The 14479-nt window shown below is 57.6% G+C and carries 14 protein-coding genes; 6 read left to right on the top strand and 8 right to left on the bottom strand.

The features are described 5' to 3' along the window. Positions 1-133 precede the first annotated feature (133 nt). Both RBB47_RS02600 and RBB47_RS02595 read left to right on the top strand, forming a co-directional pair. Positions 134-862 (top strand): response regulator, encoded by a 729-nt coding sequence (locus tag RBB47_RS02600; RefSeq protein ID WP_305984165.1) that lies wholly within the window; start codon positions 134-136, stop codon positions 860-862. Further along, positions 859-2295 carry an ATP-binding protein gene (locus tag RBB47_RS02595; RefSeq protein WP_305984164.1) on the top strand — a complete coding sequence of 479 codons (1437 nt, stop codon included), beginning with the start codon at positions 859-861 and terminating at the stop codon, positions 2293-2295. Before RBB47_RS02600 ends, RBB47_RS02595 begins: the two co-directional genes overlap by 4 nt. A gap of 7 nt (positions 2296-2302) precedes the next feature. On the opposite strand, the gene RBB47_RS02590 is transcribed toward RBB47_RS02595, so the two are convergent. Further along, positions 2303-3493 (bottom strand): alpha/beta fold hydrolase, encoded by a 1191-nt coding sequence (locus RBB47_RS02590; protein ID WP_305984163.1) that lies wholly within the window; start codon positions 3491-3493, stop codon positions 2303-2305. Positions 3494-3662: 169 nt separating this feature from the next. Between RBB47_RS02590 and RBB47_RS02585 the strand changes: the two genes are divergently transcribed. After that, a complete protein-coding gene (locus tag RBB47_RS02585) occupies positions 3663-3899 on the top strand; it encodes a hypothetical protein (protein ID WP_305984162.1) in 237 nt (78 codons plus the stop codon). Between the two features lie 190 nt (positions 3900-4089). On the opposite strand, the gene RBB47_RS02580 is transcribed toward RBB47_RS02585, so the two are convergent. Then, on the bottom strand, positions 4090-5007 hold the full coding sequence (locus RBB47_RS02580; protein ID WP_305984161.1) for a LysR family transcriptional regulator: 918 nt from the start codon (positions 5005-5007) through the stop codon (positions 4090-4092). Positions 5008-5158: 151 nt separating this feature from the next. Here RBB47_RS02580 and RBB47_RS02575 point away from each other — a divergent pair, with 151 nt between their 5' ends. Then, entirely contained in the window at positions 5159-6019 is an 861-nt protein-coding gene (locus tag RBB47_RS02575; RefSeq protein ID WP_305984160.1) for an SDR family oxidoreductase, read from the top strand. 236 nt (positions 6020-6255) lie between these two features. On the opposite strand, the gene RBB47_RS02570 is transcribed toward RBB47_RS02575, so the two are convergent. The 4 genes from RBB47_RS02570 to RBB47_RS02555 are packed head-to-tail and all read right to left on the bottom strand — an operon-like array spanning position 6256 to position 8275. Further along, entirely contained in the window at positions 6256-6663 is a 408-nt protein-coding gene (locus RBB47_RS02570; protein ID WP_305984159.1) for a cupin domain-containing protein, read from the bottom strand. Between the two features lie 16 nt (positions 6664-6679). Beyond that, a complete protein-coding gene (locus RBB47_RS02565) occupies positions 6680-7591 on the bottom strand; it encodes a DMT family transporter (RefSeq protein WP_305984158.1) in 912 nt (303 codons plus the stop codon). A 10-nt stretch (positions 7592-7601) separates the two neighbouring features. After that, the gene (locus RBB47_RS02560; protein ID WP_305984157.1) at positions 7602-7946 is read right to left on the bottom strand and encodes an antibiotic biosynthesis monooxygenase; all 345 of its coding nucleotides are present in this window, start codon (positions 7944-7946) and stop codon (positions 7602-7604) included. Further along, the gene (locus RBB47_RS02555) at positions 7943-8275 is read right to left on the bottom strand and encodes an NIPSNAP family protein (RefSeq protein WP_305984203.1); all 333 of its coding nucleotides are present in this window, start codon (positions 8273-8275) and stop codon (positions 7943-7945) included. Before RBB47_RS02555 ends, RBB47_RS02560 begins: the two co-directional genes overlap by 4 nt. A gap of 79 nt (positions 8276-8354) precedes the next feature. On the opposite strand from RBB47_RS02555, the gene RBB47_RS02550 reads away from it, so the two are divergent. After that, positions 8355-9053, top strand: a complete 699-nt coding sequence (locus tag RBB47_RS02550; protein WP_305984156.1) for a helix-turn-helix transcriptional regulator — start codon at positions 8355-8357, stop codon at positions 9051-9053. A 114-nt stretch (positions 9054-9167) separates the two neighbouring features. Beyond that, positions 9168-9809: a LysE family translocator gene (locus tag RBB47_RS02545; protein ID WP_305984155.1), complete on the top strand. Its 642-nt coding sequence runs from the start codon at positions 9168-9170 to the stop codon at positions 9807-9809. 386 nt (positions 9810-10195) lie between these two features. On the opposite strand, the gene RBB47_RS02540 is transcribed toward RBB47_RS02545, so the two are convergent. After that, complete coding sequence (locus tag RBB47_RS02540) at positions 10196-10339, bottom strand: hypothetical protein (RefSeq protein ID WP_305984154.1); 144 nt, start codon at positions 10337-10339, stop codon at positions 10196-10198. 214 nt (positions 10340-10553) lie between these two features. Continuing rightward, complete coding sequence (gene metH / locus RBB47_RS02535) at positions 10554-14282, bottom strand: methionine synthase (protein WP_305984153.1); 3729 nt, start codon at positions 14280-14282, stop codon at positions 10554-10556. Positions 14283-14479: the final 197 nt, after the last annotated feature.

Here is a 14479-nt window from a genome sequence, read left to right as displayed (position 1 = left end):
TGTTACAAGTTCAATTCGCGCAGGACCCCGCCTGTTATTATTTTAGCCTTAGAAACAAGGGCCTTGATTGCCCGGACGACCTGATCGCGGTTCGGCGTGGCGCCTGAGCGGCGAAATTTGACTGGAGAGCAACGTGAGCGACCCGAGCCCGCATATTTTGGTGGTGGACGATCACCGCGACATCCGTGAGACGCTGGCGCGCTATCTCATCAAGAACGGACTGCGCGCAACGGTGGCCGAAAACGCCGCGCATGCGCGCAAGGCGTTGAAGGCAGCTTCGATCGACCTCGTTGTGCTCGACATCATGATGCCGGGTGAGGATGGGTTGTCGCTGTGTCGGCACCTTGTCGAGACCGGCTCCATGCCGGTGATCCTCCTGACCGCAATGGCCGACGATACCGATCGGGTGATCGGACTTGAGATCGGTGCCGACGACTATGTGACGAAGCCCTTCAATCCGCGCGAACTTCTTGCCAGGATCCGGGCGGTCTTGCGCAGAACGTCACTGGTGCCAAAAGAGCGCGACCCGATCCAGCAGGAGAAGCTTTTGTTCGACGGCTGGTCGCTCAACGTCTCGCGGCGCGAGTTGACCGACCCGGGCGGCGATGCGGTCGCACTTTCAAGCGGCGAATTTCAGTTGCTTTGCGCCTTTTTGAAACGCCCGAAGATGGTTCTGAACCGAGACCAGCTTCTGGACTTGACCACCGGACGAACACCTGCGGTGTTTGACAGGTCCATCGACAACCAGGTTTCGCGCCTGCGGCGCAAGATCGAAATCGACCCCAAGGACCCTAAAATGATCAAGACGGTCTGGGGCGGCGGCTACATGTTTACCGCCGATGTGAAAGAAAACGCTGAATGAACCTGCCCGACATGACGAAAAGGGTGCTCGGCTTCCTTTGGCCAAAAACGTTGGCATCCCAGCTGATTATTCTGCTCCTGGCTGCGATCTTCGCGGCACAGGCGCTGAGCATCTGGATCTTTCAGGACGAGCGGCGCATAGCGCTGGTTGCGGCAGCGCGCGACAACCTTCTGGCGCGGGCCGTGTCGGTCGCCGAGTTGCTGGAAGATACGCCCAAGCCGCTGCAAAACCGTTTGCTTGAAGCCAGCAGCAGCCGCTTCGCCGTGTTCTGGCTGGGCAACACGCCGCTTGCGCAGGAGCCGGGAACGTCCCGTTTTGAACAGCGGCTTCAGGGGATCATTTCAAGCCGGCTGCAGCGCGGTCAAACAGTCCACCTCAACATTCTTGCTGACGAACGGCGCGGCCCACGTAGCCGTGAAAGCAAAAAGGACGACCCGCCGAGCTGGCGCTCGGTCCCCAAGAACGAACGGCCGCACAATCTGCGCAAGATCATGAACAAACCGGAAGACCTGTCGTTGTCGATCCAGCTCAGTGATGGAGACTGGTTGAACGTTGCGACGAGCTACCGCCCGCCCTCGGGCACGTATAGGCCTCTTCTTGTTCAGCTCGGTCTGACCACCCTCCTTACGGTGCTTATCATCGGCTTCGCGGTGCGCAGGGTGACGCGTCCCCTGAAAACCCTTGCGGTGTCCGCCGAAAAATTCGGCCGCGGCGAGGAACAGGAACCTTTAGAGCCCAGTGGCCCAAGGGAAGTCAGGGCGCTGACCTCCTCTTTCAACGACATGCAGGATCGTCTCACAAGGTTCGTAAAGGACCGTACACGGATGCTTGCAGCAATCAGCCACGATCTGCGCACACCGATCACGTCACTCAGGATCAGGGCGGAATTCATCGACGACGACGAAAACCGCGAGAAGATGATCGAGACGCTCGATGAAATGGCCGCCATGACCGAGGCAACCCTTCGTTTCGCCAAGGACGAGGCCCAGTCCGAATCCGCAGAAGAAACCGACCTCGGCGCAATGCTGGAGAGCCTTGCGGGCGACCAGCAGGATCTCGGGCACAGCTGCAGTGTCAGCCTGGAAAAGGAGATCACGCTTTCCTGCCGTCCGCTCGCGCTCAAGCGCGCGCTGCGCAATCTGATCGAAAACGGCATTCGTTATGGCGGTGGTGTCCTGATCGAGGCGACGTCAACAGCCGAGGAGATCGTCATTCGCGTGCGCGACAACGGACCGGGGATACCGCAGGACAGGCTCAAAGATGTCTTTGAGCCCTTTGTGCGGCTGGAAGAATCCCGCAGCGAGGAAACCGGCGGCATCGGCCTCGGGTTGGCGATCACCAGGTCCATCATCCATGCCCATGGTGGCACGATCACGCTCAAGAACGGAACGGATGCGGGATTGGAAGCGGAGGTCAGACTGCCGCGAAAGTAAACGGCAGCTAAGTGTCTCTGTCATCTGCCAGAAAGGCCAGTTGAGCATCAACCACCTTGCGCCACGCGGAGTGGGACGGAAGCAGGACATGATTGTTGCTCTCAACCTGAAGGAATTCAGCGCCGGGAATTTCGGACGCCAGCAAACGCCCCTGTGACACGGGATGAACCGCATCGCCACTTGCGTGAATGACCAGCGTCGGAACCTTCACATCTGCGAGCCTGTTGACGACATCGAACTGGTCGAAGGCTTCCCTGATAGCGACAGCGTTTTCAGCGGAACTCGAGGCAAGCTGAATCTCGACCATATTGTCCATTTCCGCCTTCGAGGCCCCGGGGCAGAACACGGATGTGAACGCCACCATGAAGGGGCTGTCCGGCTTTCCCCAGCCTGAACGGATCAGGGCCATCAGGGCGCTTGCCTCTTCGCTCGCATATTGATGATCCCGCCTTGCGCGCCCTTGCGCAAATCCGCCGTAAAAAACCAGACGGCTGACGCGCTCCGGATAGGTAGCCGCAAAGATGATGGAAATGGGCACACCCTGGGAGGATGCGATCAAGGGAAACGTTTCGAGCCCCGCAGCATCGACGACCGCCTTGAGATCGGCGACATAATCTTCAATGTCCGTTCCTCTGAGATCCGCATCCGATAGGCCGCTCCCTCGCTGGTCGTAGCGAACTAGGCTGTGGCGGGCGCTGAGTTCTTGCAAATAAGGCGCCCAGACCGGACTTTCCCAGTCTTTTTCCAGGTGGGTCATGAAGTGCCCTGCCCGCACGATCGCCGGTCCCTTGCCGGAACGCGCATAGGCGATGCAGGTGCCGTCATCCGAGCGGGCAAAATGGATCGTCTGTTTGCATGGCGGCGCACCGGATTTTGCTACGGCCTCGCTGTTTGTCTTCACCGAAGCAATCAATTCCAGCCCGCGGCGCTGCACTGTGCGTATGACCGCCTGGGTCTTGCCGTTGTCACCGACAGCGGTCCTTGCCGCATTGATACGAGCACTGATCGTTGCCTCCGACACGATCCGTCCGTCCCAGACCCGTTCAACAATCTTGTCCTTCGAAACCAGTTTTCCGGCATTTTCCAGGAGCAGGCAAAGCAGTTCGAACACCTGCGGCTCGACAGAAACATCCGCCCCAAGTCTCTGAAATTTATAACTTTCCGTATCAAGAATACAATCTGCAAATTCGTAGCGCATGCCGCTCCCCGGGGACCTTGTCCGAGGCCGTCAAGGTACTCGAAGCGACGCATATCCGCAATTTGGCAAACCGAAAATCAAGAAAAACACAAGGCCTTCTAAAGGTCTCCTTCAAGCGCAGCGCCGCTGATCCGCGCATGCTCGCAGCATCAGATCAAGGAGCAACACAATGACCCCTGAAGAGATTGACATCAGAAGGCTTGAAGACGGATCCATCGATTTTGCCTTTTACGACCGCCGCGCGAGAGCGATCCGAAGCGATGAGGCGTATAAGGCAGTCGCCCTGGTGGCCACCGCAGTTAGAACCGCGTGGACATCGCTGACGAAGATGGCGTCGCGAAAGACGCACTGTGCATCGGACGCGGGTGTCGATAAGGTTCCGCAAGCCGCCCTGGCAAGTACTTGAAGCAGCGCGGTTCTCGCACGCGATCGCTCGCCACTTCATTCCAGGTTTGTTTCCCATCGAGACAGGACACTGTACTCCGTTTGCAAGGCAACCAAGCGAGCTTCGTTTCGCCGATACCGCACATTGAATGAATGACCGCTTTCCATCTCAGCTCATGCCTTGCATGCCGACTGCATTGCAGGCCGTTGCATCAATTCGAAGCAGATGCTGGATTGAGGCCGTCGACCGTTCGCACTTTCTCCGCGATGAGCTCAATGAAACGCGATATCCTGGCCGGGACGACCTTCGACGGATGCCGGACTGCATAGAGAGGCAGCTGTTTTTGCGTGTAGTCCGGGAGAACCGGAACGAGTTCGCCTCGGGCGATGTGGTGCGCAAAAGCCCAAAGCGGGCCTGTATGAATGCCCACGCCCTCGGTAACCGCTTTGACCGCAGACCGGACCGAGTTGATTGCAATACCGCCTGAACGCTTCACGCGCAAGACACGCCCGCCAGGCTCAGTAAGTTCCAAAGGATTTTGGCGATTGGCGGAGGCGAAAAAGACGTGATCATGATGCACCAGGTCGTCAGGATGTTGCGGCGTTCCCTTGCGCTTCAGATAGTTCGGAGAAGCCACCAAAACACGTGGCACATCCGCCAGTTTCCTGGCAATCAGGCTTGAGTCCGGGAGGTTACCGACACGCAGCGCAACGTCGATGCCAGTCTGGGTCAGGTCAACGAACCCACTCGCCAGAACCAGGTCATATTCAACGTCCGGGTACTTGTCTCGATAATCCAGTAGCCAGTCGGCGACAAATTCCTGTCCGAAATCAATGGCCGAGGTCACACGCAACAGCCCGCTGGGAACGAGATCTTCTCCGCTGACTTCTGCTTCCAGCGCCTCAAGTTGATCGATGATTGACGAAAGCCTCTCAAAATAGAGTTGGCCCTGCGCAGTCGCTGTTGTGGTGTTGCCACTGCGGTCCACAAGCTTAGTTCCAAGTCGTTGTTCCAAATGAGTGATCCGTCGCGAGATTCCAGACGGGTCCTGACCCAATGCGCGCGCAGCGGCGCGAATGGAACCCAGCTCGACCACTTTCAGAAATGCGATTTCACCTGCTTGCTTCATGGTGTGTTGCTATTTCATCCACACCAAGTTGTCAAAGCAACGACTGATGTTGCGAAATTCAATCACATAACTTCCGTTCACGAACGCCGAAGCCTTCATCGAGATCGATGGGACTTCAGACCCTGAGCCTCAGAAAACAGGAGACGAGGACATGACGCACCGTGAAAATTCCTTATCGCGCCGTTCGGTTTTGACCGGAATGGGAGTGGCCGCTCTTGCTGGCGCTGCTGCAACACAGGCCAGCGCACAAGTCGCCGGAGCCAAGCCCCTGGCAGGAAAGGTGGCTATCGTTTCAGGCGCACGCAACAACATGGGCCGCGCGTTTTCTGTAAAGCTCGGCGAGATGGGTGCCAATGTCGTGGTGCACTACCACCGCGCTGAAACCCGGGATCAGGCCGAAGAAACCGTTCGCTTGGTTGAGGCACAGGGCGCACAGGCTGCATTGACCATGGGTGACCTCGGCCAGGTAGACAACGTGCGTGCGATGTACAACACCGCCGAAGAGACCTTTGGCGGCGTCGATATCGTTTTGAATCATGCAGGTGCAATCCTCAAGAAGCCGTTGGCGGAGTTCTCTGACGATGAGTTTGAACGCCTGGATGCCATAAACAACCGCGGCCTTTTTTACAGCTTGCGAGAGGCAGCGACGCGCGTCCGCGACGGTGGCCGTATCATCAATACCGGCACATCTCTTCTTGCCGGGGCCGCTCCTGGTTACACAATCTACTCCGGCACCAAAGCACCGGTTGAGGAATATACCCGGATGCTTGCAAAGGAATTAGGCGCGAAACGGATCACGGTTAACTCGTTTGCGCCCGGTCCAGTGGATACGCCCTTCTTCCACGGACAGGAAACGGAGCAATCGGCAGCTTATGCCGCAAGGCTGTCAACCGAGCAGCGCCTAGGCGCCATCGAGGACATCGTGCCAATCGTCGCGTTCCTGGCCAGTGCGGAGTCCCAATGGGTCAATGGGCAAACGGTCTGGATCAACGGCGGTTATCTGACACGATAATTCCGCCGGCAGTGCTTGTTGCGTCCGGGATTTTGGTCGGACGTTCATCACACCCAAGCGACTGACGCCTTGTTCGCCTCTGCGACACAGCCTGCTTGATCAAGTGTAACTGGTCTGGGACCGAAATTGGGCGACGCTGTGAATGAAATTGCAGCGTCGTCAAAGTGGCGCGTGTTTCGTTTTTTGAATCGATGAAAGCCTATTGTTCAGTCGGCTGCACGTTAAGCGGATGTGTATTAAGGCCGAGCGTAGGTCGCTTCGTCCACTTCTTCGAGCCAATCCGCCACTGACCCGTCCATTTCCTCGTGGATCGCAAGATGCACCATCGAAGTGTTCGGGCCGGCACCGTGCCAGTGTTTTGCGCCGGGCGGTATCCAGACGACGTCACCAGGCAGGATCGGAAGTTTGTCCTGCCCCCAGAGCTGTACAAAACCCGCTCCGTCGAGCACCTGAAGTGTCTGCCCGAGAGGATGCGTGTGCCAGTGCGTCCGTGCGCCGGGTTCGAAGGCAACCCTTACCGCCCTCATGCGCGCGGGCACAGGAGCATCCATGACCGGGTCCTGCCAGACCACACCTGTAAAATAGTCCGGATTGGCGCGTTTGCTCGGCCTTGAACCGGCCTTGTAGACGGTCAGAAAGCTCATGAGATCTCCTTGCCAGTTATTTCACGGCGCTTGCCGGCTGCGACGCATTCCTGCCCCTCGGCCAGTTGATCAGAACGACGCCCAGAATGGCAAGGCAAATTCCGGCGAAGGTCTCCAGATCCAGGCTCTCGGACAGAAACACGACGCCGAGAAACACACCGACACCGGCACGCAGATAGGCCTGGCTCGCGGTGCCCATCGGGCCGAGCGTCGACAGCAGGCGGAAATAGATCAAAAAGGCAAAGGCTGTGCAGACCAGTCCGAGAACGATCATTGACACCCACCCGGTCGCGCCTGGCGTCAGTGTCCAGGGCGCTTCCGTCAAAAGGCTCAAAGGCACAAGGACAAGTGCGGAGCACATCAACATGCCCGTCGCCGGAACGATCGGTGGAAGATCCTTGAACAGATGTCCGCGCAGTGCCGCTATTCCGTACAGCGCAGCGCTCAAGAAGACTGCAAGCTGTGGAAGCAGATTCTGGCCGAGCGATTCCAGCGCACCAATGCCGATGATCATCACGACACCACTGAAACCGAGCAAAGCCCCGGTCAGCTGGCGCTTGCCAGGCAGCTGCCCGCGCTTGAGGAAAAGAAAAGACAGTGCAAACACCCAAAGCGGCGACGTGGAATTGAGCACGCTTGAGACCGCCGTTCCCGCGTATTGCTGCCCCCAGGCCAGGAACAGCCATGGCCCTGTGCCGTTCAAAAGAGACTGGATGAAAAATTGCTTCCAGTGACGCCGGTCGAGCGGCAGGCGTATCCCTCGAGCCATCATGATCAGCAAAAGCACCACGGAGGCCAGCAGTACGCGGACAGCCATCAGCGTTGCCGGGGGAACCGTTTCCAGAGCAAGTCCGATCCACATGTAGGACGAGCCCCAGCAAAGGGCGAGAACGCCCAGCAGTACAAATTCGAAAGATCGGTGAGGCATTTTGAATGCGCTAGCCGTTGACTTCGCGGCTGTCGGCAGGAGCCTGATCGCGGTCTTCCATGCCGTAGTCCCTGAGAACATGGGCAACCCGCAGACGATAGTCCTTGAATATGGTTGCCCGCCCCGCCTTCTGCGCCTTGCGGTGAGCGGTGAGACGCCGCCAGTTGTTCAAGGCCTCTTCGTCCCGGAAGAAGGACAGGGAGAGCAGCTTTTCCGGATTCGTCAGGCTCTGAAATCGCTCGACGGACAAAAACCCGTCGATCTCCTCCACAAGGGGCCGCATTTCCGCGGCGATGTCGAGATAGTTCTGTTTTTTGTCCGCATGCGGAATCACTTCGAATATCACTGCGATCATTGACTTTTTTCTCCCTCCCCATGCGGTGCGGACGCCAGTTTCAGGAAGGTGCGGTCCTCCCGCAAGATGAATTTTTCCCTTTGTGCGAACTCGTAGTTCAATTGACCGAGAGGATCCGACGCCAACTTCGCCCGGTAGGCCTCATAAGCCGCGAGGTTTTCGATGGAATAGACGCCGTAAGCGAGGGTCGTGGAGCCTTCATGAGGTGCGAAGTAGCCAATCAGATTCGCGCCACAACGGGGAATCGCCTGCCCCCAGTTACGCGCATATTGCTCGAACTCTGCGCGTTTGGTCGGATCGATGTGGTAGCGGATGAAACACGTGATCATGCTGCGGTCCTTTTGGGTGGTCATGATGATTCCTTTGTGCCATGGTTCGGCGCGAGAATGCTTCGATGGAGATCGAACTATGAAGGAAGGACCAGACATTGCCCGGATCGGTGCGCTGATCGGAGACCCGGCCCGCGCCAACATTCTGGGTGTTCTGTTAGGCGGAAAGGCACTGACGGCAACTGAACTGGCAACGGAGGCCGGCATCACGGGACAAACCGCGAGTTCACATCTCAAAAAGCTCGTTGATGGCGGTTTGTTGACGCAAACCAAGCAAGGCAGGCACAGGTATTTTGTGCTTTCGGGGCCCGAAGTCGCAGCCGTTCTTGAGGCCGTGATGGGACTTGCAGCGCGCAAAGGGCATACGCGGGTCCAAACGGGTCCGAGAGATCCAGCCATGCGCGTGGCACGGGTGTGCTACGACCATCTCGCCGGAGATATGGCCGTGAGAATTTTCGACAGCCTGCAATCGCGAAGCTTTCTGAAAGTAACTCAAGACAAAGGCGCACTTGGCCTCACGGAAGACGGGGAGCGCTTTATTTCGGGCCTCGGAATAGATCTTGCCAGTTTGAAATCAGCCCGGCGCCCGCTCTGCCGGGCCTGCCTTGATTGGAGCGAAAGGCGAAACCATCTCGCCGGATCACTTGGCGCAGCTTTACTCGTTCGATTTCAGCAGCAAGGCTGGCTACGTCGCGCCAAGACAGGGAGGACGGTCTTTGTTTCTCCAAATGGCGAAACGGAATTACGACGTCTCTTTCCGATTGAAGAACACCGCTGAATCCGGGGCATTGTCTGAAGGAAAGTCCGGTACGGTCATAGTTCGATCGCCGTCGAAGCACCTATGTTGCTGATCACCTTATGTTGACGGTCCACCGCAGAGTAGGAGACCGCAATGGAACAAATTTCAGTATTTCTGCCCGGAATTCTTCTGGCCTATTCGGCCTTTCTCCTCGCCATCATCAGCCCCGGACCGAATGTTCTTGCCGTCATGGGTACTTCCATGAGCGCGGGCCGCCTGGCGGGACTGGCGCTTTCACTTGGCGTAGCTGCCGGTTCGCTGACCTGGGCGACCCTCACCGTTCTCGGTTTGTCGGCACTTCTTGCAAGTTATGCCGTCGCTCTCACTTACATAAAGATTGCGGGCGGCGTCTATTTGCTTTGGCTTGCCTACAAGTCGTTCAAAGCAGCACGGTCTGATCGTGATGTTGAGGTCTCGGAATTGGATGGCGGACATGGCACCCGGGTCGGATATGCGGTACGCGGTTACGTGATCCAGATGACCAATCCGAAAGCAGCGCTAGCATGGATTGCGATAATTTCGCTCGGAATGCAAAAAGGCGCCCCGATTTGGGTTGGGGTCGTCATCGTACTGGGCACATTCGCGCTGTCGTTGTTGATTCATGCCCTTTACGCTCTGGTCTTCTCAAGCCCGGCGATGGTCCGACTTTATGCAAAGGCAAGACGCAGCATTCAAACCCTGCTCGGATGCTTCTTTGCATTTGCTGGCGCAAGACTGCTGTTTAGCCGTTCTTAAGACGGCTACCCGAACCCCTAGCTGAATGGCACGGAGCCAATTGACCCGGATTTCGGATTCGCCAGCGAAACGCGATCGGAGCGGTAACTTGGTTCATCACATTGAAAACTCCATCAGTCAGGCACGCCTGACACCCGGGTCATAATTGGACCAGTCAAGTCATCTCCGGTGTTGCGGAGCTCGCTCAAGACCCCACATTGCATCGCGCCGGACCCCGTTTTCGAGCTGAATTGCTTCCAGCACTTGGCTCCGCATTGGTCAAAAGAGCTCTGAAATACAAAAAACCCGGCATTCGCCGGGTTTTTTAGAGGTTAACAGACGCCAGGGGCACTCGGCGTCCAATCTTGTTGTCGTGTTTTTGGGGCCTGATCGGGGTTGGCCCAATTTCAGGAACCGCGTACCGATTCCTGAAATTTCGGGATTGCTTCCCGCCAGGACCGGTACAAACGAGCCGGAAGCCAAGCCAGCCGGTTCCGGTTGTAGTCCTGACGGTGCTGGACCAGGAGTATCCTGGCTACGTGCACGTTCATTTTTCTCTCCTTTGGGCACCGGCCGAAGCACGCGCCACATGATGAGATATATATTAGCGCACTCTGTGCACTTTACAAGGGCGCACTCGGTGCATTTTTGAAAAAATTTCCATTAAAAGTGCCGGATCGCTAAATTTACCCATAAAAATGAGACCTCCGGCGGAAGTTATCCACCGGAGGCCTCGAAAAAACTGGTATAATTTACAATATGCAGCTACTCCGCCGCTTCCATTCGGGCAGGATCGTAATTCAGAATCGGTGCCAGCCAGCGCTCGGCATAGCTAAGATCCCAGCCTTTACGCACAGCATAATCTGCAACCTGATCCTTCTCGATTTTGCCAACTCCGAAATAGTGGCTGTCAGTGTGGGCGAAATAGAGACCGGAAACCGATGATCCAGGCAGCATTGCCCGGCTCTCCGTCAACTGGATGCCCGTAAGCCGCTCCGCATCGAGCAAATCAAACAGCGTGTCCTTTTCCGTGTGGTCGGGCTGGGCCGGATACCCCGGTGCCGGACGGATGCCCTGGTATTTTTCCGCGATAATATCTTCAGCCGGAAGAGTTTCGTCAGCCGCATAACCCCAAAGATCTTTCCGCACAATCTCATGCAGTTTCTCGGCGAAGGCTTCGGCAAGCCGGTCCGCAAGCGCCTGGGAAAGGATCTTGTTGTAGTCGTCCCCTTCTGCCGCATAGCGGGCGGCAAGGTCGTCTTCACCATGCCCGGACGTCACCGCAAACCCGCCAACCCAGTCATTGATACCGGTATCCAGCGGCGCAACGAAATCGCTGAGGGCGATATTTGCACGGCCTCCGGCTGTCCGCGACATCTGCTGGCGAAGCGTATGGAAAGTCGCGAGTTCTTCACTGCGGCTTTCATCTGTGAAGAGACGGATGTCGTCTCCGACCGCATTCGCCGGCCAGATGCTGGCAACACCGCGCGCGGTAAGCAGTTTCTTCTCGACAATCTCGTCAAGCATCCGCCGGGCATCGTCATAGAGTGCTTTGGCAGCCGGACCGTAGCGATTGTCGGTGAGTACGGCCGGATATCGTCCCTTGATCTCCCAGGTCGCAAAGAACGGCGTCCAGTCGATGACCGGCACCAGCTCTTCCAGCGGGAAATCCTCAAAGACGGTTCTGCCCGGTTTTTTCGGGGCTAACGGCGGCTTGCCGTCAAAGTCGCATTTGAAGGCGTTTTGGCGTGCGACTTCAATTGATGTGCGCTGCTGTGTCCCACGGCTCGCCGCATGCTTTTCGGCAATGTCGGCATATTCGGTACGAATGTCCGCGAAGTAGGGCTCGCGGGCGCCTTCGCTCATCAGCTTGGTGGCAACACCAACCGCCCGGCCCGCATCCGTGACATAGATTGCCTGACCGCGTTCGTAATTCGGATGGATCTTGACCGCCGTGTGGATCTTGGACGTGGTGGCACCACCGATCAGAAGCGGCAGGTCGAGATTTTCGCGTTCCAGCTCTGCCGCAACGTGGCACATTTCGTCGAGCGATGGCGTGATCAGGCCGCTGAGCCCGATCATGTCGGCCTTTTCCTCTCTGGCGGTTTCCAGGATCTTGGCCGCGGGCACCATCACGCCGAGATCGATCACCTCGAAGTTGTTGCACTGGAGCACAACGCCGACAATGTTCTTGCCGATATCATGGACGTCGCCCTTGACTGTCGCCATCACGATCTTGCCGGCCGAGGAATGCCCGGTAAGTCCGAGTTCTTCCTTTTCCTTCTCCATGAAGGGCATCAAATAGGCTACCGCCTTTTTCATGACGCGCGCGGATTTCACCACCTGCGGCAGGAACATCTGTCCGGAACCGAACAGGTCACCGACGACATTCATGCCGTCCATCAGGGGTCCTTCGATCACATGGAGCGGACGATCGAAGGCCTGCCGGGCTTCCTCGGTATCCTCGACGACGAAATCGTCAATGCCGTGGACAAGTGCATGCTCCAAACGCTTGGCAACACCCCAGGTGCGCCAGGTGAGATCGGCTTCCTTCTTCTTGCCCCCCTCGCCTTTCCAGCGTTCGGCAGCATCCAGCATCCGGTCAGTGGCGTCGTCCCGGCGGTTCAGAACCACGTCTTCGCACAGTTCACGCAATTCGCCATCGAGGTCGTTGTAGACAGCAAGCTGGCCGGCGTTGACGATGGCCATGTCCATGCCGCGCTGGATGGCGTGATAGAGGAAAACCGAATGCATCGCTTCGCGCACGGCTTCGTTGCCGCGGAAGGAAAAGCTCAGGTTGGAAACGCCACCTGAGACGTGCGCATGAGGCAGGTTTTCGCGGATCCAGCCGGTCGCCTCGATGAAATCAACACCGTAATTGTTGTGCTCTTCAATGCCGGTGGCCACCGCAAAGATATTCGGGTCGAAGATGATGTCTTCCGGCGCGAAACCGACCTTTTCGGTAAGCACCTTATAGGACCGTGCACTGATTTCCGTTTTGCGCGCGAGCGTATCGGCCTGGCCCTTTTCGTCAAAGGCCATAACCACGACCGCTGCGCCGTAACGGCGGATCAGTTTCGCTTGCTCGACAAAGGCTTCTTCCCCCTCCTTGAGCGAGATGGAGTTGACGACGCCCTTGCCCTGGATGCACTTGAGACCGGCTTCGATAACCGTCCACTTGGAACTGTCAATCATCACCGGAACGCGCGCTATGTCCGGTTCCGCGGCAACCAGATTGAGGAACGTCACCATCGCGTCCTCTGAATCCAGCAGGCCCTCGTCCATGTTCACATCGATGATCTGGGCGCCGTTTTCCACCTGCTGCCGGGCGACATCGAGCGCCGTCGCATAGTCACCTTCCTTGATCAATTTGCGGAATCTCGCCGAGCCGGTGACATTCGTCCGCTCGCCGATATTGACAAAGTTGGTCTCCTTGGTCAGCACGAAGGGCTCAAGCCCAGACAACCGCATATGCCGCTCGATCTCCGGGATCTGACGTGGTGCCTTGTCGGCAACCGCATCGGCGATTGCCCGAATATGTGCCGGGGTCGAGCCGCAACAGCCGCCAACAACATTGACCAGCCCTGCAGACGCGAACTCTTCCAACAAGCTCGCCATGTGCTCCGGGCTCTCGTCATACTCGCCGAATTCATTCGGCAGACCGGCATTGGGATAGGCACAAACCAGCGTGTCAGCGACCCGCCCGAGTTCGTCGATATGCGAACGCATTTCCTTTGCACCCAGAGCGCAGTTGAGACCGACGGTCAGCGGATTGGCATGACGAACCGAATTCCAGAAAGCTTCGGGCGTCTGTCCTGACAACGTGCGTCCGGAGAGATCGGTGATCGTACCGGAGATCATCACAGGCAGGATGGTGCCGGTTTCTTCAAAGACTTCGTCGATCGCAAACAACGCTGCTTTCGCGTTGAGCGTGTCGAAAATGGTCTCGACCAGGAGAAGATCTGCCCCTCCGGCGATCAGGCCGCGCACTGCCTCGGCATAAGCGATCCTGAGATCGTCGAACGAAACGGCTCGATAGCCCGGATTGTTGACGTCCGGCGAAATGGACGCCGTCCGGTTGGTCGGCCCGAGGGCGCCAGCGACAAACCGCGGACGCGAAGGGTCTTTCTCCATGACGAGGTCGCAAGCTTCGCGCGCCAGTTTCGCGCTCTCGAAATTGAGTTCGTAAGCCAGGTCCTCCATGCCGTAGTCGGCCTGGGCAATTGTGGTGGAGGAAAAGGTATTGGTTTCCAGAATGTCTGCACCGGCTTCCAGATAGTCGACATGAATTTTTCGAATGGCGTCCGGCTGGGTCAGGCTCAAGAGGTCGTTGTTGCCCTTTACGTCGCTTGGCCAGTCGGCAAAGCGCTCACCCCTGTAACCCGCTTCATCCAGTTTCAGGTCCTGGATTTCAGTCCCCATGGCACCGTCAAGCACGAGAATACGGGTCTTGGCGAGGTCGCGAAGGCGCTCAAAGGCATCGGACTTGGTCACGGGTCATTCCTTCCAGAAGCTCTGGTTCAGTTTGTCGAGGAGCCGCGCGGTTGACGGCGCCTCAAGATGCGGTTCACACGGGCCGAGATGGGACCCGGCCGCTCGTTCATCTTCCCGGCCAGGCAAAACGCGAGCCGGGACCGGAGGGTCGGGGTCCCCTCCGTTTTCTGACTTCAATGCTCCGACCTCCCCGGTCC

The sequence above is a fragment of the Roseibium sp. MMSF_3544 genome, assembly GCF_030732845.1.
Classification (GTDB): domain Bacteria; phylum Pseudomonadota; class Alphaproteobacteria; order Rhizobiales; family Stappiaceae; genus Roseibium.
Note: the sequence above shows the minus strand (reverse complement) of the source record. Positions and strands in the feature narration are given on the sequence as shown.

Excerpts from the sequence above, each read along its gene's own strand:
- RBB47_RS02540 (WP_305984154.1), bottom strand. The coding sequence starts at position 10,339 with ATGAACGTGCACGTAGCCAGGATACTCCTGGTCCAGCACCGTCAGGAC.
- RBB47_RS02545 (WP_305984155.1), top strand. The coding sequence starts at position 9,168 with ATGGAACAAATTTCAGTATTTCTGCCCGGAATTCTTCTGGCCTATTCG.
- RBB47_RS02590 (WP_305984163.1), bottom strand. The coding sequence starts at position 3,493 with ATGCGCTACGAATTTGCAGATTGTATTCTTGATACGGAAAGTTATAAA.
- RBB47_RS02595 (WP_305984164.1), top strand. The coding sequence starts at position 859 with ATGAACCTGCCCGACATGACGAAAAGGGTGCTCGGCTTCCTTTGGCCA.
- RBB47_RS02550 (WP_305984156.1), top strand. The coding sequence starts at position 8,355 with ATGAAGGAAGGACCAGACATTGCCCGGATCGGTGCGCTGATCGGAGAC.
- RBB47_RS02565 (WP_305984158.1), bottom strand. The coding sequence starts at position 7,591 with ATGCCTCACCGATCTTTCGAATTTGTACTGCTGGGCGTTCTCGCCCTT.
- RBB47_RS02560 (WP_305984157.1), bottom strand. The coding sequence starts at position 7,946 with ATGATCGCAGTGATATTCGAAGTGATTCCGCATGCGGACAAAAAACAG.
- RBB47_RS02575 (WP_305984160.1), top strand. The coding sequence starts at position 5,159 with ATGACGCACCGTGAAAATTCCTTATCGCGCCGTTCGGTTTTGACCGGA.
- RBB47_RS02585 (WP_305984162.1), top strand. The coding sequence starts at position 3,663 with ATGACCCCTGAAGAGATTGACATCAGAAGGCTTGAAGACGGATCCATC.
- RBB47_RS02555 (WP_305984203.1), bottom strand. The coding sequence starts at position 8,275 with ATGATCACGTGTTTCATCCGCTACCACATCGATCCGACCAAACGCGCA.
- RBB47_RS02580 (WP_305984161.1), bottom strand. The coding sequence starts at position 5,007 with ATGAAGCAAGCAGGTGAAATCGCATTTCTGAAAGTGGTCGAGCTGGGT.
- RBB47_RS02570 (WP_305984159.1), bottom strand. The coding sequence starts at position 6,663 with ATGAGCTTTCTGACCGTCTACAAGGCCGGTTCAAGGCCGAGCAAACGC.